The sequence below is a fragment of the Mycobacterium sp. WUMAC-067 genome (assembly GCF_020217485.1).
GTDB lineage: Bacteria > Actinomycetota > Actinomycetes > Mycobacteriales > Mycobacteriaceae > Mycobacterium.
In genome coordinates, this window is record NZ_JAEKMI010000049.1 from 1 (window position 1) to 21,140 (window position 21,140).

18 protein-coding genes and 1 pseudogene are annotated in these 21,140 nt (G+C 65.0%); 4 read left to right on the plus strand and 15 right to left on the minus strand.

Going from position 1 to position 21,140, the window contains the following annotated elements:
- Positions 1-222 precede the first annotated feature (222 nt).
- On the minus strand, positions 223-540 hold the full coding sequence (locus tag JF781_RS23425) for a transposase (RefSeq protein ID WP_225329927.1): 318 nt from the start codon (positions 538-540) through the stop codon (positions 223-225).
- Between the two features lie 93 nt (positions 541-633).
- On the opposite strand from JF781_RS23425, the gene JF781_RS23430 reads away from it, so the two are divergent.
- Positions 634-828 carry a hypothetical protein gene (locus JF781_RS23430; protein ID WP_225329928.1) on the plus strand — a complete coding sequence of 65 codons (195 nt, stop codon included), beginning with the start codon at positions 634-636 and terminating at the stop codon, positions 826-828.
- On the opposite strand, the gene JF781_RS23435 is transcribed toward JF781_RS23430, so the two are convergent.
- Positions 800-1,909, minus strand: a complete 1,110-nt coding sequence (locus JF781_RS23435) for a PLP-dependent cysteine synthase family protein (protein ID WP_374109751.1) — start codon at positions 1,907-1,909, stop codon at positions 800-802. The two genes, JF781_RS23430 and JF781_RS23435, sit on opposite strands and share 29 nt — an antisense overlap.
- Before the next feature lie 49 nt (positions 1,910-1,958).
- Between JF781_RS23435 and JF781_RS23440 the strand changes: the two genes are divergently transcribed.
- The 3 genes and pseudogenes from JF781_RS23440 to JF781_RS23450 all read left to right on the plus strand — a co-directional run bounded on the left by JF781_RS23440 (position 1,959) and on the right by JF781_RS23450 (position 5,035).
- Positions 1,959-2,234 carry a hypothetical protein gene (locus JF781_RS23440; RefSeq protein WP_225341312.1) on the plus strand — a complete coding sequence of 92 codons (276 nt, stop codon included), beginning with the start codon at positions 1,959-1,961 and terminating at the stop codon, positions 2,232-2,234.
- Between the two features lie 865 nt (positions 2,235-3,099).
- Positions 3,100-3,495, plus strand: a pseudogene (locus JF781_RS23445) (response regulator transcription factor); the annotation flags it as partial.
- Between the two features lie 343 nt (positions 3,496-3,838).
- Complete coding sequence (locus JF781_RS23450; RefSeq protein ID WP_225329931.1) at positions 3,839-5,035, plus strand: cell wall metabolism sensor histidine kinase WalK; 1,197 nt, start codon at positions 3,839-3,841, stop codon at positions 5,033-5,035.
- A 997-nt stretch (positions 5,036-6,032) separates the two neighbouring features.
- Here the strand turns inward: JF781_RS23450 and JF781_RS23455 are convergent.
- The 13 genes from JF781_RS23455 to JF781_RS23515 all read right to left on the minus strand — a co-directional run bounded on the left by JF781_RS23455 (position 6,033) and on the right by JF781_RS23515 (position 20,845).
- Positions 6,033-7,436: an NADH-quinone oxidoreductase subunit N gene (locus JF781_RS23455; protein ID WP_225329932.1), complete on the minus strand. Its 1,404-nt coding sequence runs from the start codon at positions 7,434-7,436 to the stop codon at positions 6,033-6,035.
- A gap of 18 nt (positions 7,437-7,454) precedes the next feature.
- Positions 7,455-8,945: a NuoM family protein gene (locus tag JF781_RS23460; protein ID WP_225329943.1), complete on the minus strand. Its 1,491-nt coding sequence runs from the start codon at positions 8,943-8,945 to the stop codon at positions 7,455-7,457.
- 2 nt (positions 8,946-8,947) lie between these two features.
- On the minus strand, positions 8,948-10,753 hold the full coding sequence (locus tag JF781_RS23465; RefSeq protein WP_225329944.1) for a proton-conducting transporter membrane subunit: 1,806 nt from the start codon (positions 10,751-10,753) through the stop codon (positions 8,948-8,950).
- Between the two features lie 44 nt (positions 10,754-10,797).
- Positions 10,798-11,100: an NADH-quinone oxidoreductase subunit K gene (locus JF781_RS23470; protein ID WP_023870214.1), complete on the minus strand. Its 303-nt coding sequence runs from the start codon at positions 11,098-11,100 to the stop codon at positions 10,798-10,800.
- Positions 11,097-11,660, minus strand: a complete 564-nt coding sequence (locus JF781_RS23475; RefSeq protein WP_225329933.1) for an NADH-quinone oxidoreductase subunit J — start codon at positions 11,658-11,660, stop codon at positions 11,097-11,099. Before JF781_RS23475 ends, JF781_RS23470 begins: the two co-directional genes overlap by 4 nt.
- A gap of 3 nt (positions 11,661-11,663) precedes the next feature.
- Positions 11,664-12,602 (minus strand): complex I subunit 1 family protein, encoded by a 939-nt coding sequence (locus JF781_RS23480; protein WP_225329934.1) that lies wholly within the window; start codon positions 12,600-12,602, stop codon positions 11,664-11,666.
- Positions 12,595-13,701, minus strand: a complete 1,107-nt coding sequence (locus JF781_RS23485) for a hypothetical protein (RefSeq protein WP_225329947.1) — start codon at positions 13,699-13,701, stop codon at positions 12,595-12,597. The genes JF781_RS23480 and JF781_RS23485 overlap by 8 nt, the downstream gene beginning before the upstream one ends.
- 161 nt (positions 13,702-13,862) lie before the next feature.
- Positions 13,863-14,207 (minus strand): NADH-quinone oxidoreductase subunit A, encoded by a 345-nt coding sequence (locus JF781_RS23490; RefSeq protein ID WP_225329945.1) that lies wholly within the window; start codon positions 14,205-14,207, stop codon positions 13,863-13,865.
- A 468-nt stretch (positions 14,208-14,675) separates the two neighbouring features.
- Complete coding sequence (locus tag JF781_RS23495) at positions 14,676-15,140, minus strand: nitroreductase/quinone reductase family protein (protein WP_374109753.1); 465 nt, start codon at positions 15,138-15,140, stop codon at positions 14,676-14,678.
- Entirely contained in the window at positions 15,137-16,357 is a 1,221-nt protein-coding gene (locus JF781_RS23500; RefSeq protein ID WP_225329935.1) for a hypothetical protein, read from the minus strand. The genes JF781_RS23495 and JF781_RS23500 overlap by 4 nt, the downstream gene beginning before the upstream one ends.
- Positions 16,358-16,523: 166 nt before the next feature.
- Positions 16,524-18,542 (minus strand): AAA family ATPase, encoded by a 2,019-nt coding sequence (locus tag JF781_RS23505; RefSeq protein ID WP_225329936.1) that lies wholly within the window; start codon positions 18,540-18,542, stop codon positions 16,524-16,526.
- A gap of 321 nt (positions 18,543-18,863) precedes the next feature.
- Positions 18,864-19,784, minus strand: coding sequence for a TIGR03619 family F420-dependent LLM class oxidoreductase (locus tag JF781_RS23510; protein ID WP_225329937.1), 921 nt, complete (start codon positions 19,782-19,784; stop codon positions 18,864-18,866).
- Complete coding sequence (locus JF781_RS23515; RefSeq protein ID WP_225329938.1) at positions 19,781-20,845, minus strand: NAD-dependent epimerase/dehydratase family protein; 1,065 nt, start codon at positions 20,843-20,845, stop codon at positions 19,781-19,783. The genes JF781_RS23510 and JF781_RS23515 overlap by 4 nt, the downstream gene beginning before the upstream one ends.
- Between the last annotated feature and the right edge of the window lie 295 nt (positions 20,846-21,140).

A 21,140-nucleotide genomic window follows, 5' to 3' on the forward strand; every position in this document is an offset into this window, starting at 1 on the left:
GTCTGAGGTCCACACCCGGTCCAGCTCCCCAGTGTCGAACCGGCGTCCCACCAGGTCCCTGGGAACCGGGGCATCCAGATCAACCACGGTTGTGGCCGGCGCAAAGGTACGCGGGCTGATCCCGACCAGGTGCTGGCGGCGCAGTGACGCCGCCACCGTCTTACGCGACTCACCGTCCTCCCGCAGATCGGCCAGGATCCGGGGCGCCCACCCGGTAGGCCTCTACCGGTTCTGTTCGGAGACAAAGAAGGCCGCGGCCCTTTTCAAAAATGCACGGTCCAAACGTAATTCAGCGTTTTCCCGCTCTGCGCGCTCATCAGCATCCAAAACCGCGTCAGTATCGCCAGCTGCGGCCGCCTCTCGTGCGAGGCGCACCCAACGACCCAACACCTGTTCGCCGACACCGATCTCGGCGGCAACATGCGCCACCGGTCGGCCGGTCTCGATCACCAGGCGGGCAGCCTGCTCCCGGAACTCCGGGGTGTGCTTCTTACGTTGCCCGACATACGGACAACCTTCCCGCAGGACCAGCAGTCCCACCAGTTAGGTGTCCACCTTCAGGGGTCAACACCACCCCCGAACCACTCACCCAAAGCGGGTGATACACCTACACGCTGCGGTCACCTTATTTTCATGTCAGAAGGCGGCCTCGTATTCCTCGGGCGAAACCTAGTCGAGCTTGCTGTAACGCCGGTGTTGAACCAATCGACCCACTCCATCGTCGCGTTGATGCCGAACTGGTTGATCATCAACATCCGGCTCGGCGGATCAAAGCTGCGGGACTGGCCGATGAAGCCCATCAACGCTTTCCGGCGGCCGGGTCGATGACGACGGGGCAGCGGGTCCAGGACTGCACGACGCGTTCGGTGGGGTGCCTGATGACCGCCGGTTCGCGCGGCGCCTCGACGTCGAGCAGAGCGTGCTCGCGGCAGTAATCATCGTTATAAATGGTGTCGAAGTAGCGTTGCGGCCCGTCCGGGAATACCGCGGCGATGGTGGTATCGCGCGGGTGTGTTCGGACGGCCCAGCCCGCGACAAGTGCGACCGCGCCCACACTCCAGCCGCCGCTGACGTATTGGGTCGAAGCCAGGGTACGACATGCCCATACCGCCTCTGCAGGGGCAACCCAGTGTGCTTCGTTGAAGGCTGGATAGTCCACGTTGCCGGGATAAATGCTTGACCCGAGGCCGCGCATCAGTCGGGGGGCGGCTGGTTGCCCGAAGATGGTGGAGCCGATGGTATCCACGCCGATCAGCTTCAGGTCAGGGTTGTATTCGCGCAGCACCCGCGCCACCCCCGCCGAATGTCCACCGGTTCCCACCGAGCACACCAGTACGTCAATATTTCCAAGTTGGGAAATCAACTCTAAGGCCAGCGGTCGGTAAGCGTCCACGTTGTCGGGGTTGTTGTACTGGTCGGGATACCAGGTATGCGGATCTTCGGCCAACAGCTCGGCGACCCTGTCCTTGCGCGCCTGCTGCCACCCACCGACCGGATCAGGCTCGGCGACCAGATCGAGGTGGGCGCCGTAGGCAGTGAGCATGCGCTCGATGATCGGCTCCATGCCGGGATCGGTGACCACGGTGACCGGATGCCCGTACACGGTCCCGGCCAGCGCCAAACCCAAGCCCATGGTGCCGCTGGTGGATTCGACGATTCGCGCACCGGGCAGCAGGTCTCCGCGCGCCCGAGCTTGTTCCACCATGTGCACCGCGGGGCGGTCCTTCATACCACCGGGATTAAGTCCCTCGAGCTTGGCCCAGAAGCCGCGGTCCGGTTCACTGAACGGCGCGGACACCCGCAACACCGGCGTGGTGCCGACAATCGTGTTCGCCCGTCCCTGCGTGCCCAACGCAACGGGCTGAGATGCTATAGGTCGGTTGTTCTCAGGAGATAAGGCAGAATTCATGTGATCGTCGCTTCTGCGTGAAAGCCGCGGCACAGCGCGGCAGCCGACAATGACAGCAGTCACCAACCGTGATGGCAGCAGAGCCACCGGTCTGACGATGACCGGTCAGCGACGAGTGATGCACAACCGGGACAAAATCTGTTTGCCCGTCAACGAAGCCGCGAGCCGACCGGCCGACGGCCGCATCATTGGCGACAGCATGGCCGGCAGCCACCCGACAATGGCGATGCCCGCCATGGCGATGAAATCGGAACCGGCCCGCGGCGCGATTTGCGGTAAGACCGCGGCAGCAGACATGTCCGACGAACAGATGGATTCATGCTGAACATGGTCGTGACTGGCGAGCGCGAAAACACGATCCGCAGATGCCGATACCGAGCGATGTGAATGGACCGGGGAGACTTCACAGCAGGGCAGCGCGACTCTGGCGCCCAAGACGAGTAGCACCGCCGCGACGAACACCAGAACGGTGGACCTCAGGCGAAAACTCGTCGGGGTGCCGCTGAAACTTACAATGACCCGACTGTAACAGCACCGCGACGCAAAAAAGCGGAACCGCGCACCTGACCTGTGCACTACGAACCAGCAACTTACAAAGTCCTACTTGTTGCGAAAGAACGCACGGCTTGACGGAGTGGTTTGAACCGACTTCGGCCGCGTCGGTCGGGGCGTCATCGAGGCGAGCGCTGAGAGTGCGCGCCGCCAAGCATCCTTGCGCAGGGGGCGCAAGTCGATAAGCGCGACCAGGATATTGGATCCTTTATGGCCGAGGCTCAGCGGCAACCGCACGTGCCCGTCGGGTCCCTAATGATCAGCGCGGCGATGACCCTAACCGCGATCAGCAAAGTCAGCGTAGGATTCCGCGGGCGCGGCGCGCCGGCGCGATGATGTGGTGATAAGGGTGGCGAGATCACCGCGCATCACTGATACCAACCTTCCCTCAGAGTATTGCGCGAGTCATTCTCACCGGTGAGGAGAAACCGGAGCCGCAGCGGTCAGGGCGGTGAGAGCCCGCGCGGCAGAAGCAGGCTCAGTAAGAATTCGGTCATGACAATCCGAGGACACCGACAGGTTCCCGGTCGAAGGGGACGATCGCCGCGACACCAGCGCAGAACGCGCGAAGATTCCCTCGACATCGCTCAAGCGCCGGAAAACTGATACAGCATGATCGCGGCAGGCATGATGGACGGATGGAAACAGTGCCGCAGACTTCAGTGACCGGCGCAGGCCATCGGGCATTGGTGGTCGACAACGAAGTTTCGCTGGCGGGAGTGGTCGCCAGTTATCTCGAGCATGAGCAGTTCGAAGTGTGTATCGCTCACGACGGGTCCGATGCGCTCACTTTGGCCCGTGCGTTTCACCCTGATGTCGTTGTCCTTGATCTGGGCTTGCCGGGGATGGACGGCATTGAAACCTGCCGCCAGCTGCGCACCTTCTCCGATGCCTATGTTGTGATGTTGACTGCCCGCGGCACCGAGGCGGACACGCTGATCGGATTGTCGGTCGGCGCCGACGACTATGTGACCAAGCCCTTCAGGCCCCGCGAACTCGTCGCCCGCATCCTCGCGATGCTGCGCCGACCGCGCACTATGCAGCCAGGGAGCGGGGACGTCGGCACCGAGGCCACAGCCGACTAGCAGGCGGTCATTTCGGTGCGTCGCCTTCGTGCACTTCTTGCCTGGACGCAACTTGACTCCTGTGGAATGGCGAAAGGCCTAGACTGCGACCCAGAAGGGCAGTCGACCGAGTCACCTCTCACATCACGACAAAGGGTTTGCCCCGCGTAGACCTTGGGGAGGAAAGATCACCTCGTCCAGACCGGCTCGGCAAGGTCCTTCGCACACAGTCGAGCGAACACGGCGACGAGCAATTGGGCCGCGATCGATTATCGCCCGTGACCGGCGTCGAATATTGGATGGGAATTGGCCAATGAGTGACAACACCACACCGGGTGCGAAGCCGCGCCGGTTCTTGCGTCGGCCCGGCATCGGGTTGCGCCTGCTGCTGGCCCAGACACTAGTGCTCGCCGCCGGTGCAGCCGCCACCTGGGCAATTGCCGCCGTCGTCGGACCGCCGCTTTTCCATAAGCACATGCATGGGAAGGTGCCCGTCAACTCTTTCCTGGAAATACATGCCGACCATGCCTACAGATCGGCCACCGCCGTGGCCGTCGGCGGCGCCCTTGCCATTTCCGCGTTGATGGCGCTGGCGGTCAGTTGGTATGTCAGCCGTCGGCTGCAACGGTCGGTCACCGAGGTCGCCGCCGCTGCGACCGAGGTCGCCCGCGGCCGATACGACATCCGGATTTCGCCTACCCGCCTCGACGAGGATTTCGACACCCTCGTTGACTCGTTCAACCAGATGGCGGCGCGGCTACAGACCGTCGACGCTACTCGGCGCCAGTTGTTCGGCGACCTGGCCCACGAGATCCGCACCCCCGCCTCGGTGCTGGATGCCTATATGGACGCGCTCGAAGATGGGGTGCGGTCGCTGACCCCGCAGACCACCGCGATGCTGCGCGACCAGACCCGCCGGCTAGTGCGGTTCTCCGAGGACACTGCTGCACTCGCCCAAGCCGAAGAGAGTGCCTTCTCGATGGCCTTTAGCTGGATCGACGTGCGCGAGCTGATCGATGCTGCCGTGACGGCCGCGCAGGAACGCTATCGAAGCAAACATGTCGATCTGGTCGTCACGTTACCTGCGAACCTGCCCCCGCTGCGGGGGGACTCGCAACGGCTATCTCAGGTTCTAGGCAACCTGCTTGACAACGCGCTGCGCCACACGCCGCCGGGAGGACGCGTCGAAGTCCGCGCGGCTGCGGAGGGCGGTGAGTTTACGCTCTCGGTCGTCGACAGCGGTGAGGGCATCCCCGCCGAACACCTACCCCATGTGTTCGAACGGTTCTATCGAGCCGATCTCACCCACGACCGGGGCTACGGCGGAGGCGGAATCGGACTAGCCATCGTCAAGGCGCTGGTCGAGGCCCACAACGGATGCGTCGCCGCGGCCAGCGACGGCGTCGGCAAAGGCGCCGCGTTCACCGTCACCCTGCCGCTGGCTGCATCGGGTGCCGAGCGCACCCTTAAAACCGTGGTATCCGCGGGCGAAAGAGCCAGCTCTACTTAGTGTCGACGTCGATCCCGACTGGGGTGGGGCACCCGGGCGAGCAGCCGGTGGCGTCATCGCTGGCCTCCGATCAGGCTGCGGGACCGTTGGGGTTTGCCGGTGCTGTGCGCAAGAACACCGTCGAGGCGGTGGGGCCGCGCACATATGTGTACTCCCGCGCCGGGAGCCTTGCCTGGCTGTGTGCGACGATGATGGCCACTCGATGCCGTCACCGCGATGCGCCGGCCCGCCAAAACCTGGCGCAGGATCGTCCGAGGCCTATGCCAAGCGTCGGTTTTCCCTCGAAGTCGCTTGGGTACCCATTACGTATGTTTTCACTGGTGAAGCCAAGGCGTTTTGCTTTGGCGACGGCCGTCATGGCCGCTGGTTTGGGACTGGCCAGCGCCACCCCCGCAGCCGGTGCCCAAGCCCAGCTCGGACCCTTGCCGGCTTACCCCTGCTATGGGTATTGGAACCCTGGCTGCGACGACCCCGGACCCGGCCACGGTGACTATGGCCACGGTGACGATGGCCACGGAGGCTATGACCACGGAGGTCCAGGGGGACATGGTGGTGGTGGCGGCCACGACGGCGGCGGCGGCGGACATGGTGGCGGCGGACACTAACGCCGCAGTCACTGTGTGAGGTTCCGAACGCCTAGTGCGGCGTAGACTCCGCCGGAAAGCGCCATGCTGCGCGAATCGGCTCTGACATCTTCCGGAGCCGGTGTATTAGGCCGACGCGGATTCGTATGAGTCAGCCGGGTCGCCGTGGGCCGGATGTCCGCGGCGTTGAGGCACAGTTGAATTGTCTGCGTGGCCCAGACCTCAACGGGCGCGGGCTCTATGGTGCCGGCTTGGCAGCTTCACCTTGGCGAGCTTGTTGTAGAGGGTCGCAGCTCCTAGCACCGACATGTGCCCGGTGGTGGATCGGGGTGCTGTGCGAATAGTCGCAAGCGGAAGATGGCCGTTGGTTGCCGACTGGTCAGCAAGCCGACGGTCCTAGTCTGAGAGCGCGGCTACATCAGCGATCTGGGGAGCATTTCCCAGACGGCACCGGCTGCGATTCCGAGCCCCAGACTCAGGGCCGCCGCCACAACTGCGGTGCGTGCGGACCATTTCTCCGCCGTGACGACGCTGTCCCTCATCCCTTCGGCGGGCCGCTGGAACGACGGGATGATCCAGCGCAGATAGTAGAAGAGACTAATCAGGGAGTTGACAAAGACAACCACGGCGAGCCATGCCTGGCTACCGTCCCACGCCGCCGTCGCCGTGGTGAGCTTGCCGATGAAGACCGCCGTCGGCGGAGTTCCGACCAGGCCGAGCAGCGCGACCACCAGCGCACCGGCCAGCCAGGGCCGAACGTAAGCCAGACCCCGGTAGGAGTCGAGCTGGCGTCGGTCCGGCAGCGCCGTGCTCACCGCGAATGCCGCGCTGTTGGTGAGCGTGTAGCCGGCGAGATAGAACAGCAGCGAGGGGAGCGCGAGCCCGGTGCGTCCGGCGACGGCGATCGGAACCAGCAGGTAGCCGACCTGGCTGATCGTCGACCAGCCCAGCAGTCGCCGCGGATCGTGTTGCCAGTACGCGGCGAGGTTGCCCAGCGTCATGCTGGCGACGGCGATCACGGCGACCAGCAACGGCCAGGCCGTCTTTCCGGGCAGCACATCGACCAGGCGGTAGAGCGCGAGCAGCGCCCCGACCTTCGGCACGGTGGTCAAGAACATGGCGGCGGTCCCGTTTGCCCCTTCTGCCGCATCGGGAATCCAGAAATGCGCGGGCACACCGCCGGCTTCGAACATCAGGCCCGCGACGACACCGAGCAGTCCCGCGGCGATGGCACCTGCTGGTGCGCTGCCAAGACCGGCCGCCAGGCCGACGTAGCGCGTGGTGCCGGAAGCCCCGTAGAGCACGGTCACGCCGAGCATCAGGACGATCCCGAATAGTGCGCCGATCAGGTAGGCCTTCATCGTCGCCTCGGCGCCCTTCGCGGAGCGCACCAGCCCGATCAGCCCATAGAGCGGAATGCCGGCCAGCAGATATCCGGTTATCAGCACGAGCAGATCTTCGGCTCCGGCCAGGACCAGAACTCCGGCGGTGCAAAACAGCAGCAGTGCGTACGTTTCGCTTTCGCGGACCGAGCCGGCGATCTCACCGGCGGCCACCGCGAGCACCAACAGCGTCCCGACCATGACCACGATCCGCGCCACGCCGGTGGCGGTGTCGGCGGCGAAGGTGCCGTCAAAAGCGGTCCGATCTGGACCGGTCATCCCGACCGCAGCGATGGCGATGGCACCGCACAGCGCGGCGACGGCGACACCCCGGGTCCACCACTGCTGGCGCCGGGCCAGAAACGATCCGCTGATCAGCACCACCAGCCCGCCGCCGAACACCAGCATCTCGGGCAGCATGAGCAATGGCCGCATCCCGGTCTCCACGGCCGGCTACCGGCCCACGAGTCCGACGAGGGCGTGAGCGGCCGGCTCGATCAGGTCGAGCAACGGCCGTGGCAACACGCCTATAACGACTGATAAAGCGAGAAGCATTCCGACAGAACATGTTTCGGAATAACGGAGGTCGGCAAATCCCACCGAGTGTCCGCGCGTCTCGCCCGTGAAGATGCGCTGCAGCGCGAGCAGAAACAGCGCCGCGGTGACCAGAATGCCGGGCAGCGCGACGACGGTGATCGGTGCGGCGGCGATACTGCCGGTGAAGATCTGGAATTCGGCGATGAAGCCGGAGAAGCCCGGCAAGCCCAGGGAGGCGAATGCGCCGACGGCGAAGAGCCAAGCCAGTTTCGGGGCCGGCCCGGCGAGCCCTCCGAAGGTGTTCATGTCGTAGCTTTCCGAACGCTCGTAGAAAACCCCGGCGAGCAGAAACAGCGCACCGGTGATCAAACCGTGGCTGACCATCTGGGTGACGGCGCCCGTGATTGCAACCCCGCGAGCCTGTGCGGTGTCACCCGCGATCAGCCCGGCCGCACCGACGGCGAGCACGATGTAGCCCATATGGTTGACCGAGGTGTAGGCGACCATCCGCTTGAAGTCGTTTTGGGCCAACGCCACCAGCGCGCCGTAGAGCACCGACACCACGCCGACAACGATGATCACCCACGCCCACGCGCGCCAGGCCTGCGGCAGCATCGGCATTGCTATCCGCACGAACCCGTAGGCGCCCATCTTCAGCAGCACCCCGGCGAGCACCGCCGAGCCGACCGCGGGAGCATCGGTGTGGGCCGGCGGCAGCCAGGTGTGGAACGGGACGGTGGGAGTTTTGACTGCCAGTCCTAGCAGGATCGCCGCGAGAACCAAGCCGCCGGCGACGGGGCTGCCGCCCAGGGGTGTGCTGGCGGCCAGGGTCACCATGTCGAACGTGTGCGGCTCGGCCGCGATATACAGGCCGATGAAACCGACGAGCAGCGCCAGCGAACCCAGGAAGGTGTAGAGGAAAAACTTCAGCGCCGACCGGCCGGCGTCGCCGTGACCCCAGCCGGCGATCACGAAATACATTGCCACGATGGACAAGTCGAAGAAAACGAAGAACAGGATCAGGTCGGCGGACACGAACAGACCCAGGCTCACCGTCTGCAGGAACAAAAACAGCGCGGCCAGCGGTTTAGGCCGGTCGCGGCCGCGCAGGCTGTAGAGGGCACAGGCCAGAAAGATCACCGCCGTCATGACGACCAGCGGCAACGATAGCCCGTCGACCCCTAGGTGGTAGCTGCTGTTGACCCCGGGTATCCATCGAGCCTTCTCCTCGAACGCCAATGCACCGGGCCGGGGCGTCCGATAGAGCGCCCACACCACCGCAGTCAGCGCCACATCGGCGGCTGTGACCGCAACCCAAATCCAGTTTGCCGCAGCACCGCCAAGCCGCGGCAGCGCCAGCAACACCAGGGCCGCCGCTAGCGGCAGGAAAACGATCACACTGAGCACGCTCACCTCGCTACGACCAGGACCACGACACCGAATGCCAGCACCACCACGGCAGCGAGGTAGTACTGGTGCAGCTGGCCGGTTTGCGGTCGGCGCGCCAATTCACCGAGCCGGCGCATCCAACCCGCGACCGCTTCCACCGCACCGTCGACCGCGCGAATGTCCGTGTGCGCCACACGGTGTGCTGCCCGTAGCGAGTGCGTTGCGGTTGCCTCCACGGCCCGGTCGAGCACCCGGTCGTCGAATCGCGCCAGGATACGCGCGAGGCCGAAGGTGGGCCGGACGACGAGGAGGTTTGCGGCCCGCTCCAGGCCGAGCCAGCCGCCTGCCCATCGGGGCTCGGGTACCCACCAGCGCGCCACCGCCGCGACGACGATGACCGCTAGCGCCGCCGAGGCCAGCAGCTCGAGCGCCGTCGCGGGTGGGCTCGCGGTGCCGCGCAGCGCCCGGGTAAGAGCCGGGCCGGCCGGCGGCAACGCCAACACTCCCGCCGCCGCGGCGCCGACCGCGAGGACGACGATAGGGGCCTGCTGGAAGGCGTTGGGGCCGAAGGCATCTCGCGTGACGCCGGGGCTGTTGTCGGTAGCTTTGGTGCGCCACAGCACGATTAGGACCTTTCCGGCATAAGCCGCCGAGAGAGCCGACGCGGCCAATCCCACGGTGTAGAGGGCGGGGGAGTAGTGCAGGGCGGCGGCCAGCACCGTGTCTTTGGTCGCCCAAAGAGAGAGCGGCGCAATCCCGGCCAGAGTTAGGGCGCCGACGGTGGCCGACCAGCCCAGCAGCCGCCACCGTCGGGCAACCCCCCATAGGCCGTCGAGCTGCTTGGTGCCCAGTACCGACAACCAGGCGCCGGCCGCGAGGAACAATCCGGCCTTGGTGAAGGCGTGGGCGATCAGCTGCGCGGCGCCGCCGCCGACGGCGCCCAGCCCCGCGGCCATCACCACGAATCCGAGCTGCGCCGCGGTCGAGGCCGCCAGCAGCTGTTTGAGATCACGCTGCGCCACCGCGACCGCGCCCAACAGCAGCGCGGTCCCTCCACCCATCCACGCCGCGGCCGGCGCGGCCCACCCCGTGGCCGCGAGAAGCGGTTGCGTCCGCAGCAGCAGGTAGGCGCCCATCGCGACCATCGCGGCCGAGTGCAGTAGCGCGCTGACCGCGCTGGGACCCTCCATGGCCCGCGACAGCCAGAATGAGAACGGCAGCTGCGCGGCCTTTCCGAGGGCCGCGACCAGTACCCCGAACGCGATGACGTGCCGCCAGCCACCGCTCGCGCCGGGTAGGTCGGCGAGCGCCAGCCCCGTGCCACCGGCAAGCGCAGCCGCCGCGGCCAGATAGAGGCCGAGGTCGGCGGTGCGGGTGGTCAGGAAGGCGGTGAGCCCGGCAGACATCCGATACTCATCGCGCCACCTGAACCCGATCAGCGCATACGACGCCGCCCCCATCACCTCCCACGCCAACAGCAGTGCCGGCAACGTCGCTGCCGTCGCCGTCACGACGACGGCGGCGGCGAACAACAGCATCAACCCGTGGAAGCGGCCCGGCGCTTCCCGGATGTCTCCGGCGGCGAACACCAACACCAGCAGCGTCACCGCCGCCACCATCGGAACTACCACCGCGGCCAGCGCATCTATCCGCAACGCGAATTCCGTGCCGGCCATGAACGCCACGGCCAGTTCCGGGCGGGCGAAGCTCACGACTATCGACAGCACCAGCATGACAGCCGCTGTGGTCACCGAGATCGCCGCAGCGTACCGCTCGAACCGGCGGCCCAGCAGTAACATCGCGCCGGCCACGGCCGGCGCGAGCATCAGCAACCACAACCAAAGCTGCGCTGGTGTGCCCCCTGCCACGGTCAACCGGACAGCTCGGAGGCCATGTCGGTCATGTCGGCCCGGTGGTCGCGGTGTAGCAGCGTCGCGACGGCGAAGCCCATCGCCATCTCCACGGTCATCGCCGCGATGATCACCAGCAGCAAAACCTGGCCGGTGGGCGCCGGCGCGAGGAACCACCAAAAGCCCGCGGCGGCAAGGATGATCGCGTTGATCATCAACTCGAGACCCATCATCACCATCACCACGACCTGCTGGGAGAGCGCACCGTAGAGTCCGACGCTGAACAACGCGGCCGCCACCAGCAGCACCGTGTCGAGGGTCATCGCCCGACACCTCCCGGCTGCGGGTCGCGGGCGGGACGGTGTTTCAAGTCATCGCCGAACCGGTCGTAACGGCTCCGCTTGGCCGCCAACACAATCGCGGCCACAATGGTGGCCACCATGATTGGGCTGATAACGGCCATCGCGAGCATCTTCGGTCCCATCAGCTCCTCCCCGAGCGCCACGGTGACATCGCGTGGTGGTGCGCCGCGCCGCGATGGCCAGTCGACCAGCAGGATCCCGGTCGCCAGCAGAACGAAGGTACCCACGGCGGCGGTGAGGGCCCGGCGCCTGTCGTGCACCATGCTCATCGGCATCAGCGCCGGGTTCATGCCCATGAACATGACCATATAGACGGCCATCACCGCCATCTCCATCACCATCATCAAGATCGTCACCACGCCGATGTAGTTCTGCGCCAGCAGCAGCACCGCGACACCCACGGCGACGAACGACACCGCCAGCGCATACGTGGCGCGCGCCATCGAGGTCACCCGGAAGACCGCCGCACCGGCGAGCACGGCGATCGCCGCGCAGATCCAGAAGACGATATCGACGAGCATGTATCAGCTCCTCCAAGTAGCGATTATGGCCACGACCAGGTCTTGCACGAGGACGGCCGGCAGCAGGACCACCCAGCCGAGCTCCATGAACTTCTCCGGCCGAAAGACAGGAACCCGTCTACGCAGCCATACCAAAACCGTCAGCAGCGCAACGGTTTTGAGCAACACCCACAACCAAGGCGGTAGCAACGGTCCGTCGCCGCCGCCGAGGAACATCGGCACGGCGAACGCGGCACCGGACGCCAGCAGCGCGTACCGCCCGGCGTGGAACACTAGCCGGTCCACACCGGAGAGTTCCGTGGTCACGCCGCCGGCGACGTCGGCGCCAAGCGCCGGCGTGAACGGGCCCCATACCGAAAAGGCTGCTACCCCAAGACAATAGACGACAAACGCGATCGGCATCCACACGGCGAACCACAATTGCTGCTGGGCCGCGGCGACCGCGCCGACACGCAGGCTCTGGGCCGCAATGGCCGGAGCGACCAGCGCGAACATGAGCGGGAGCTCATAGCCCAAGCCGTGGGCCAGGAATCGGTAGCCGCCGATCAGCGAATGCGCCGAATTCGGACCCCAACCGGCGAGCCACACCAGCGCCCACACCATCACGTCCATCGCGTTGAACCACACGACGCCCACATCGAGATCGAACAGCGTCCACCGGCCCAGCGGCACCACGGTCACCATCAACATGGCGGCGACGATCAGACCCGTAGCGCCGACCCGCCACAGCAGCGTGTCCGCCGCGACGATGGTGCGCCGACGCTGCCGCATCAGACGCGCCACCTCCCACAGCGGGGTGGCCGCTCCGCCCGTGCGGACACCGTTGCCGCGGTCGGTCAGCACACCATCGAGGGAGGCGGCATAGAGGCCGAGTGCTCCGAGCAACCCGGCGGCGCCGAGCGCCCAGACGCCTGGCACCGTCGTAACCGTCGGGTCACCCATGAGGGATGCTCTCGTTTGCGCGCGCGGTGTCGATGCCGAGACTGGCGACTACCAGGCGGGCAGTGGCTACGTCCAGGCCGCGCACCAGGGCCGGTAGCGCATCGCTTATCTTTGTCGAGTCAAGTTCAAATAGACTGGACCTTAAGGGTTCTCGCAGGAGAGTGCGCGCTAGACCGACTCGGGTGAGTAGCCGGTCGTAGGTATCGCCGGCAAGTGCCGCGGGCAGCTCATGACGGTCGAGACTTTCAGATGTCAGCGGCGCGAGGTCACGTAACGACCAGCGCAGCAACCTGGACTTGCCGAGCATCTTGTGCAGGCTGTCAAGCAGCTCCCGCGCTCGGTCGACGTCAGAGTCGCCCAACAACAGGTCCCTCGCCTGCCGCGCTACGGCCGCCGCCCGCGGCCACCCCGACAGCTCGAGCAGATCGACGACGTGGTCGCACTGTTGGGCAGCCGCCACCAATTCGGTGTGTTCCGGCGGGGCCTTATATCCGCTTTCATGGTCGTTATCGACGATCCATGCCTCGGCCTCGGCGAGGACGTCTCCCTGCAATGAGCACCGCAATACCAATCCCGCCGGCCAGTGGGGGAGGACCGGGCCGAGACGCAAGTGCAGGACATCCATCTCGAGGCCGTCGCGGTCCTCTCCGCCTTCGGCCAAAGCAATGCCGGCAGGCGCCATCTCCATGTCGCCGTGGTCCATGCCGTGATGTCCACTGTGGTCCATGTCGCCGTGGTTCATGTCGTGGTGGTCACTGTGGTCCATGTCGCCGTGGTTCATGTCGTGGTGGTCACTGTGGTCCATCGCGCTGTGGTTCATGTCGTGGTGGTCACTGTGGTCCATGTCGCCGTGGTTCATGTCGCCGTGATCCATGCCGCCATGGGCCGTTCCGCCGTGGTGACCAGTGTGGTCCGGGTCGGGCAATTGTGCGCGATCACGGGCGTCGTCTCGTTGTTGCCCGAAATCGAGCAGCTCCGCGGCTGCGCGGTCCAGCGCTGAATCGATCGACTCCTTGTCAGTAATGTCGATGCGGACTCGGGGGCCGGGCAATTGGTCCCAGATCCTGTCGACGGCTTCGCCCAACTCGGACCCGGGCATGCCGCACACCGCTAGGACGTCGGCGTCCGCCGGGGACACCGCTGCACACCACCTACGCGCAGCAAGACCGCGCTCCACCGCTGCGCGCAGAACCCAATTCCCTGGGACCTCGACGGTCAGGACGTGGGCCCGGCGGGTAGCAGCTCGGGTTAAGGCGGCGGTCATACCCATCGCAGCGCGCCCTCCCGCCACGCCCATGCGACCGCGACGAACAACGCGGCCAGGAATAGGAACATCTCGACGATAGCGGTGGTGCCCATCTGTGTGACCACGATGGCCCATGGGTACATGAACAACATCTCGACATCGAAAGCGAGAAAGATCAGTGTCGCTGGATACCAGCGCACGTGATACCGGGACAGCGCGTGCTCCTCGGGCCGCCACCCCGACTGGAAGGGAAGCGAAGTCAACGCGTCCGCCCACACCGCCGTGAGCCGATGCATCCCATATGCCGCGGCAACGCCCGCTAGGGATACCAGCAGCGTCGAGGCCACACCGGCATACATGGGCTGCGCTCCTTTCACCGGTGCGGGCCGCTGCGTCTTGTCGACGTCCCCATATGCGCAGCGCACCCGGATAATGGTCTACCACGCTTCCACGAAGCCCCGAAACCGATCGCCGCCCTGTTACTCGGCGGCCGTGTCACCATCACGGGCGACCTCACGCAGTCTGGGCGTTGGCCCCGTAATGGTTGCGCGGCGCCAATCATCTTGCGGGCTAGTTGATTTCGGCTGGCTCCGCGACGTCCAAGGTGGGGGTCCCGCCTGTTCGAGGTGGGCTGCGGGTTGCCCTTCAGTAGAGCTCAGCGTGTGGTGGCTGCACTCTCACCACGAGGCAATCCACGACGGCACTGTCGGCGCCCACGGGAGTCGACGAACAGATGTCGAACCACGGTCAGCCACACATTTCGTCGGCCTGATCTATTGGACCGCCTTTGGTCAGGTCATCGCGCATCCGAGACCAGCCCATCTAGGTCAGCCGACGCGGGGTACTAAGCGGATAACCGGCAGTAGGCGGTCGGTCTTCTGTCGATACCGCGCGAACCGGGGCGAGGCCGCGGTGATCTGTCGCCAAGCATCTTCGCGCGTCGTGCCGCTGAGCTGCTCGGCGGTTACGGCTACCTTGCGGCCGGCGACCTCGATACGAACCTCGTCGGGATGTGCGGCGATGTTGTAGTACCACGCCGGGTTTCTTACCGCGCCGGCCGCTGAGGCCACGACGAGCCAGCTGTCATTCCCGCCGGGGAAATAGCCGACTGGAGTCCGGCGTTGCGCTCCGGTCTTGCGGCCGACTGTCGTCAGCACCAATGCGTCCATGCCACCCATGAACTTGCCGCTTCTACGGATTCGGCTTATGGCCCAGTTGTTAAACCACTGCATCGCGAGACTTGCGCGCGGTTGGCGAGAGCCGCGGGTGCCTTTCGGGTTATCGAAGCTCACGTGACCTCGTTAGTGATCGTTCGACCGAGTGCTTTTGCGGCCTTTTCTGTTTCGGCTATCAAGGCCTTCCCATCCCGCAAGTCGGCGGTGTCAAACCCCTCGGAATACCAGTCGTAAACGGCCGCCAGCACCTTCGGGCGACGCCGGTTGCCTTGCTCGTACCGGAGTCGGGTGATGCTCATTGCCGCTCGTAGCTCCCAGGACCTCGCCTGCTGACGGTGCGCAATGTTCATGGCCCGCCGAAAGCATTCTTCCGCCTCGGCGGCGTTCGCAGCGCCCTGTTCGAGTAGTAGCTGACCCTTCTGCCGAAACGCCTCGGCCTCGTAAAGGTGCTCGTCATTGTGCTTCACCCACCCAAGCGCCTCTTCTACGGCACGCAGGCCATCGTCGACATTTCCGGCTTGTCCGTAGGCCTCGCCCAGCACGGTGTAGAACCACGGTAAGACGGCCTTAGCTCCGGTTGCGTGCCGCGCATCCAACGCCTCGTGTATGTCTGCGACACCTTCTATCGCACGTCCCTGTTGTGCCTCAGCCCAGCCCCGGGGGAGCAGGCACCAGGTGCGATATGCCTCGAAGCCGTGCTCGATACATAGCGCCAACGCCTCCTCAGCGCGGGCCCGCGCAGCCTGAGGTTCTCGGAGCAACTGATACAGATGGGCGGAAAACAGAAGTGTCTGTGCCTCGCTGAAGGGATGCGCTAGTGCGCGGGCGCGTGCCAGTGTTTCGTCCATGCTGTGCACGGCTTGGTCCGGATAGCCTAGAACCCACTTGGTGAGGGCTTGGATCCAACCGCAGCAGACCCCAGAGTCCTGCCCATAGCGGACCAGGCTCGCACGATGCTGCTCAGGATTATAAATAGCCAGGCCTTCACGGCTGTGGTCTCGGGCGTCTTTCAAGGTGCCCTGCCACCACGCGGTATTGGCCAGCATCCGATGGCCCGCCGCAAGTACGAGCGGGTCTCGCTGCCGGCGCGCCAGCTCGAGGTAATCCGCGGCCAGAGCCCGTGCCGTCGGCATCTGGCCCTGCGCGATATGCGCATACCAGAGCCCCCACAGAGCAGCGAACAGTTCCGGTGTGCTGCCCCCTTGACGGGCCAGCTCACAGGCCCGGGTGTAGATGTGACCCACGGCCTGTTGGCCCTGCGTGGCGCCCAGCGCAGCGCCCAGCATGATCTGCAAGCCGAGCTCCTGTTGCGCACGTTCCGGGGTCTCAGGCATGGTGCCCAAGATGTCCAAGCCGCGCGTCACGTGGGCAATTGCCTCCAGGTTGGCGGAGCGCTGAAGTGCTCGCTGCCCCGCGGCTTGCCAGTACGGGACGGCCTTTGCGGTCAAGCCGGCTTCGCCGTAGTGGTGGGCCAGTAGTTCGGGCTCCGTTGCGACGGTCTCACGGAACCGCGATTCGAGTACTTCGGCGATGCAGGTGATGGCGCTGACGGGTGCTCTTCAACAGTGACTCGTAGGCTGTGTCCTGGATAAGGGCGTGTTTGAAGCGGTAGGTCGCTTGTGGCGGCAAACCCTGTTGGTAGAGAAACTCGGCTTTTACCAGCTGCTGCAGTCCCTGTTTCAATGGGCCGTCGTCCCACGAGGTGACTGCTTTCAGCAGCGGATACGTGAATTCGCGCCCCAGGGTGGCACACAGCTGGGCCAGACCCCTGACCGCTGATAAGCGGTCCAAGCGTGCCATCAGCGAGTCGTGCAGCGTGCTGGGAATCGCCAGCGGCGGTAGTCGGCTCGTCAGCGCATACCGGTCTTCTTCCTCCCGCAAGAGACCGGATTCGAGGACCATCTTGGTGAGCTCTTCAACGAACAGCGGTACGCCGTCGGTCTTGGCGACCACCTGCCGCACAACCTCCGCCGGCAATCGCTTGCCGTGCGTCACGTGGCCAATCAACACGAGCACCTCATCGGGCGGCAGGCGAGAAAGAGTCAGCTCGGTGACACTTGAGCGTGCCGGCCATGGCGGCGTGAAGTCAGGGCGGTAGGTGAGGAGAGCCATCACGGGGGCGGCGGGAAGCTCCTCGACGAGAAGGCCGAGCAGTTCCAGCGTAGTGGGATCAAACCAATGCAGGTCCTCGATGACGAATAAGACCGGTTGCTGAGCTGCTCGCTGCATCACAACATCGATCAGCGCACGCAACGTCCGTTGCTTCTGCTGTTCCGGGGAGATGTCGACCGACGTGTAGTCATCAGTCAGCGGAATGGACAGTAGGGAGGCGAACAGCGGCACGGTCTCCGCCAAGGGCCGACCGTTTTGGACCAGAAACCCTTCCAGCTTGCGCAGTTTCTGCTCCGGCGACTCCTGACGTTCGAACCGCAGCACGATGCGCTCGAGCAGGTCGATCACCGGATACAGCGCCGAGTGTTGATGGTACGGCGAACTCTGGCCTGGGATGAGCCACGCGTCGCCTTGGGCGGCAATTTCGGTGAGCGCCCGCACCAGTCGGGACTTGCCGATCCCGGCCTCGCCACTCAGCAGCACTACTTGCCCTTGCCCGTCGAGTACCTGGGTCCACCGGTCTTGCAGCAGCGCCACTTCGCGTTCGCGCCCGACGAGGGGGGTCAAACCGCCGATGCCGAGCGCTTCCAGGCGCGTGCGGGCGCTGCTCTCCGACAGCACCCGGTACACCTGCAGCGGTTGTGCGACGCCTTTGAGCGCCGGAGTTCCTAACGGTTCACAGGCAAACAGCCCTCCCAGAAGCTGATGGGTCACCGCGCTGATTACCAGCGTGTTTGGTGCGGCAACCCCTTGCAGGCGGGCGGCAATATTGGGTGTCTCGCCCAACGCCAGCTCTTCGCGGCGCGCGTCGCCCCCGAGCGCGCCCACCACGACCAGCCCGGTATGGCACCCCAAGCGAACACCGAGTGACAACCCGCGCTTGTCGACCAGACCCGTGTTGAGCTGCGCTATGGCCTCCACGATTCCCAAGCCGGCGCGAACGGCTCGGTGCGCGTCGTCCTCATGGGCTCGGGGGAAGCCGAAATAGACAAGCAGGCCATCGCCGAGAAATGCGCCGATATGCCCGTCATAGCGGGCGATCACCTTTTCGCATGTGTCTTGATAGATTTGCACCACTTCGCTGAAGTCCTCGGGGTCCAGCCGGCCGGCGAGCGGAGTGGAGTCAACGAGGTCACAGAACAGTACCGTCAGATGCCGACGTTCTGCGGATTGTGCCGAAGCACTTTCTGGCTGAGTGATTTTGGTCCTCATCCCGGGCGGACTGGCCCAGGCCAAACCGAGTCCATCCTCCGTCACGGCGTCGGAGTGTGCGTAGAGCAGCTCCTCCTTGAGCGCGTCGAGATCACCATCGTCGAGATCGAACTGGCGCTTGAGCGCGCGGTAGGAAACTCGGCCTCGACTGCAAAGTAAGTCGAAAACCTGATCAACGACCGCGTAAAAATCCATGAGAATCCCGGCTTCGCAAAATTTCTCACGCCCCGGGACCGTGCGATGGACAAACCCGTCTCACGAGTTTCAAGCCGCATGGGCGGAGGGGTGTCCCTGTCGAGTCGAAGTAGCGATCGCTTACGCGCAACCGCGTCGCGGCGAACGCAAACGCGCGACCGTACTCAGTCATCCATAACAAACGTCCTCTCGCTACTCCGACGCCCTCTTCGGATGAACCGTGGCGACCGGCACCTGGCCGAGCGGACGGTATAGGCACGATTCGTGTAGGTGTTCACTGCCCCGTTTCCATTTCTCGGCGGTGAACCGACTTGTCTTCCATTACGGCACCTTTGGTTTGATTTCCTCGATGACCCACTGCGCGTAGTCGAGGTAAGCATTGATGTCCTTGACCGGCGGGATCGGCACCCCGGTCATCGTTACTCCCAGCTCGGCGAACCAGCCGAGCTGGTCGATGATTTCCTCTGCGCTCATGCCGGGCAGTTGGGTGGGGTCGTCGATGACCACGTGTCCTTCTCCGACTCGCGAGCTGCCCAGGCCATACAGCACTTCGAACGGCCGGCCGTCGTAGGTTGGCTGGGACTTGATGAAGTCGAGCTTCGCGGGAATGTCCGCAGGGCTTGTCAGCCACGGGAACCAACCCGATGCGTATCGGGCTGCGCGCTTGAGCATCGGCTCGGCGTCCCCGCCGATCCAGATCGGCAGATGCGGCTTCTGAACCGGCTTTGGCTCGAACGCAACGTCTTTGAACGATACGTACTTGCCGTGGAATTCGGGCCAATCGCTCGTCCACAGTTCAACGATGGAGGCAAGGTATTCGTCGGCCATGCGTCCGCGCTCGCGGAAAGGCACACCGAGAATCTTGAATTCCTCTGCGTCCCAACCGACGCCGAACGTGACGGTGATACGACCGCCGCTCATCCAATCCGCCGTCGACAACGCCTTGGCCATGATGACGGGGTGCTGTAGCGGAAGCAGCGTGACGCACGAGTTGACCCGGATACGTTGCGTGGCGCCGGCTATGAACGCTTGCGCGACCGTCGAGTGAAAGTAGTGCGGTCCCGACAGCTCCACGTGTGCGTTCGGGACGATGAAGTGCTCCGGGATCGGGATCATGTCGTACCCGAGCTCCTCGGCACGTTTGGCCATGACGATCTGATCCGCACCGGTCACGTCGAGCTCGAAAGGCTGCGTCAATGCTTTGACGCGGACCGTATTTGGCATCGCAAAGGAAAACTTCATCGGGCTCCGTGCCTATCCTTAACGGACGTGACGTCGAGACCAACCAGTCGGCCCGCCTTCTTGACCGGGATGTGCCCGGCTTCGACCATCCAGCGAATCGTGTCGCCGAAAGTCGCTTCGCCCGGTCGGAAGCACAAACCCGACTTCGCCACGAAGCGGCTCGAGTCCGCGGGTGGCCACAGTGTGTTGATCGCCATCGACTCGGCGGAGATCTGCGTCTCAAACGTCACCAGCTTCTTGGCATAATCCGCGGTCGTGCCCATCGCCCGCATTAGTCTCGGCGAGACCCGTGGACTGAAGATGCGCCGCCCAAGGAGCGCTTCGAGGCGCCGACGAAGTTCTTCCCACGCATAGAAATGCCCGCCGACGATGTAGCGCGCATCCGCGAAATCGCGTGTGGGCGGATGTTCTAAGAGCCATCGGTGCGCATGAGCCAGGTCGCGCACATCGACACACTGAAAACCCGTTGTGCTACGCGGCAGCACTTGACCGACGAACGTTGCCAGCGCACGGTTGGCCGCACTGAGCTTAGGATCATCTGGCCCGCCGCCGGCGATTGGATAGGTGATCTGCACCGGTACGCCCCGCTGCTGCAGCGCCCGGGCATGCTCCTCGCTGTCACGCTTGGACCGCGAGTATGGCTCGGTAGCGTCGGCGAGCGGCGTCGATTCGTCGACGCGCGGGGCCCCCAGGTGAAACAGCGCGGCGACGCTGGAGACATACAGCAGATTACCGATGCCGAGCGCGTGTCCGGCGCCAAGCACCGCCCTCGTCGCGCCGGCGTTGATGTCGTACGTTTCCCGGGCTTTGCGGGGGTCCAGCGACACCGTCGCCGCGGCGTGAAACATGGCGGTGCAGCCCGCCATCGCGTGCTGCACCGCCGCCTGGTCGGTGATGTCGACGGTGACGGAGCGCTCGATGTGCCGACAGCGAGACTCGAACCAGCGCCGCGCCCTTGGTTCGTCGCGTACCAGCAAGCGCATCTCGTGGCCCGCATCGAGCAGCGCCAGTACGGTGTGAGCGCCAACTAATCCGGTCGCGCCGGTGGCGAAGACCCTCATTCGCGACCGACCCGCACCTCCACCGCGATGATCAGCGATTTGAGCCATTCCGCCACTAACGTCACCCATGTCGTTCCGTCCGAATTGCGGCTTGCCAACAATCGTGGCCGCGCCCAGACAAGCTCGATAGGGTAGCTGGCTACTCGGTCTCCCTGTATCCACAAAAGCCTCGTGGTGGTGAGGTGGCCACGACAGCCGGTGGCACCCCTCGCATCGCGGCAGCACCCGCACTGTTGCGGATAGCGCCGCGCCTGATGCTTGGTGCAACATGTCAGCACCCAACCACTCTCGGCTG

Coding starts and splice junctions, on each gene's coding strand:
- JF781_RS23430 (WP_225329928.1), top strand. CDS start 634: ATGTCAGAAGGCGGCCTCGTATTCCTCGGGCGAAACCTAGTCGAGCTT.
- JF781_RS23435 (WP_374109751.1), bottom strand. CDS start 1,909: ATGAATTCTGCCTTATCTCCTGAGAACAACCGACCTATAGCATCTCAG.
- JF781_RS23440 (WP_225341312.1), top strand. CDS start 1,959: ATGACAGCAGTCACCAACCGTGATGGCAGCAGAGCCACCGGTCTGACG.
- JF781_RS23450 (WP_225329931.1), top strand. CDS start 3,839: ATGAGTGACAACACCACACCGGGTGCGAAGCCGCGCCGGTTCTTGCGT.
- JF781_RS23455 (WP_225329932.1), bottom strand. CDS start 7,436: ATGCGGCCATTGCTCATGCTGCCCGAGATGCTGGTGTTCGGCGGCGGG.
- JF781_RS23465 (WP_225329944.1), bottom strand. CDS start 10,753: ATGCTCGCGCCGGCCGTGGCCGGCGCGATGTTACTGCTGGGCCGCCGG.
- JF781_RS23470 (WP_023870214.1), bottom strand. CDS start 11,100: ATGACCCTCGACACGGTGCTGCTGGTGGCGGCCGCGTTGTTCAGCGTC.
- JF781_RS23475 (WP_225329933.1), bottom strand. CDS start 11,660: ATGCTCGTCGATATCGTCTTCTGGATCTGCGCGGCGATCGCCGTGCTC.
- JF781_RS23480 (WP_225329934.1), bottom strand. CDS start 12,602: ATGGGTGACCCGACGGTTACGACGGTGCCAGGCGTCTGGGCGCTCGGC.
- JF781_RS23485 (WP_225329947.1), bottom strand. CDS start 13,701: ATGCCCGGGTCCGAGTTGGGCGAAGCCGTCGACAGGATCTGGGACCAA.
- JF781_RS23490 (WP_225329945.1), bottom strand. CDS start 14,207: ATGTATGCCGGTGTGGCCTCGACGCTGCTGGTATCCCTAGCGGGCGTT.
- JF781_RS23500 (WP_225329935.1), bottom strand. CDS start 16,357: ATGCCTGAGACCCCGGAACGTGCGCAACAGGAGCTCGGCTTGCAGATC.
- JF781_RS23505 (WP_225329936.1), bottom strand. CDS start 18,542: ATGGATTTTTACGCGGTCGTTGATCAGGTTTTCGACTTACTTTGCAGT.
- JF781_RS23510 (WP_225329937.1), bottom strand. CDS start 19,784: ATGAAGTTTTCCTTTGCGATGCCAAATACGGTCCGCGTCAAAGCATTG.
- JF781_RS23515 (WP_225329938.1), bottom strand. CDS start 20,845: ATGAGGGTCTTCGCCACCGGCGCGACCGGATTAGTTGGCGCTCACACC.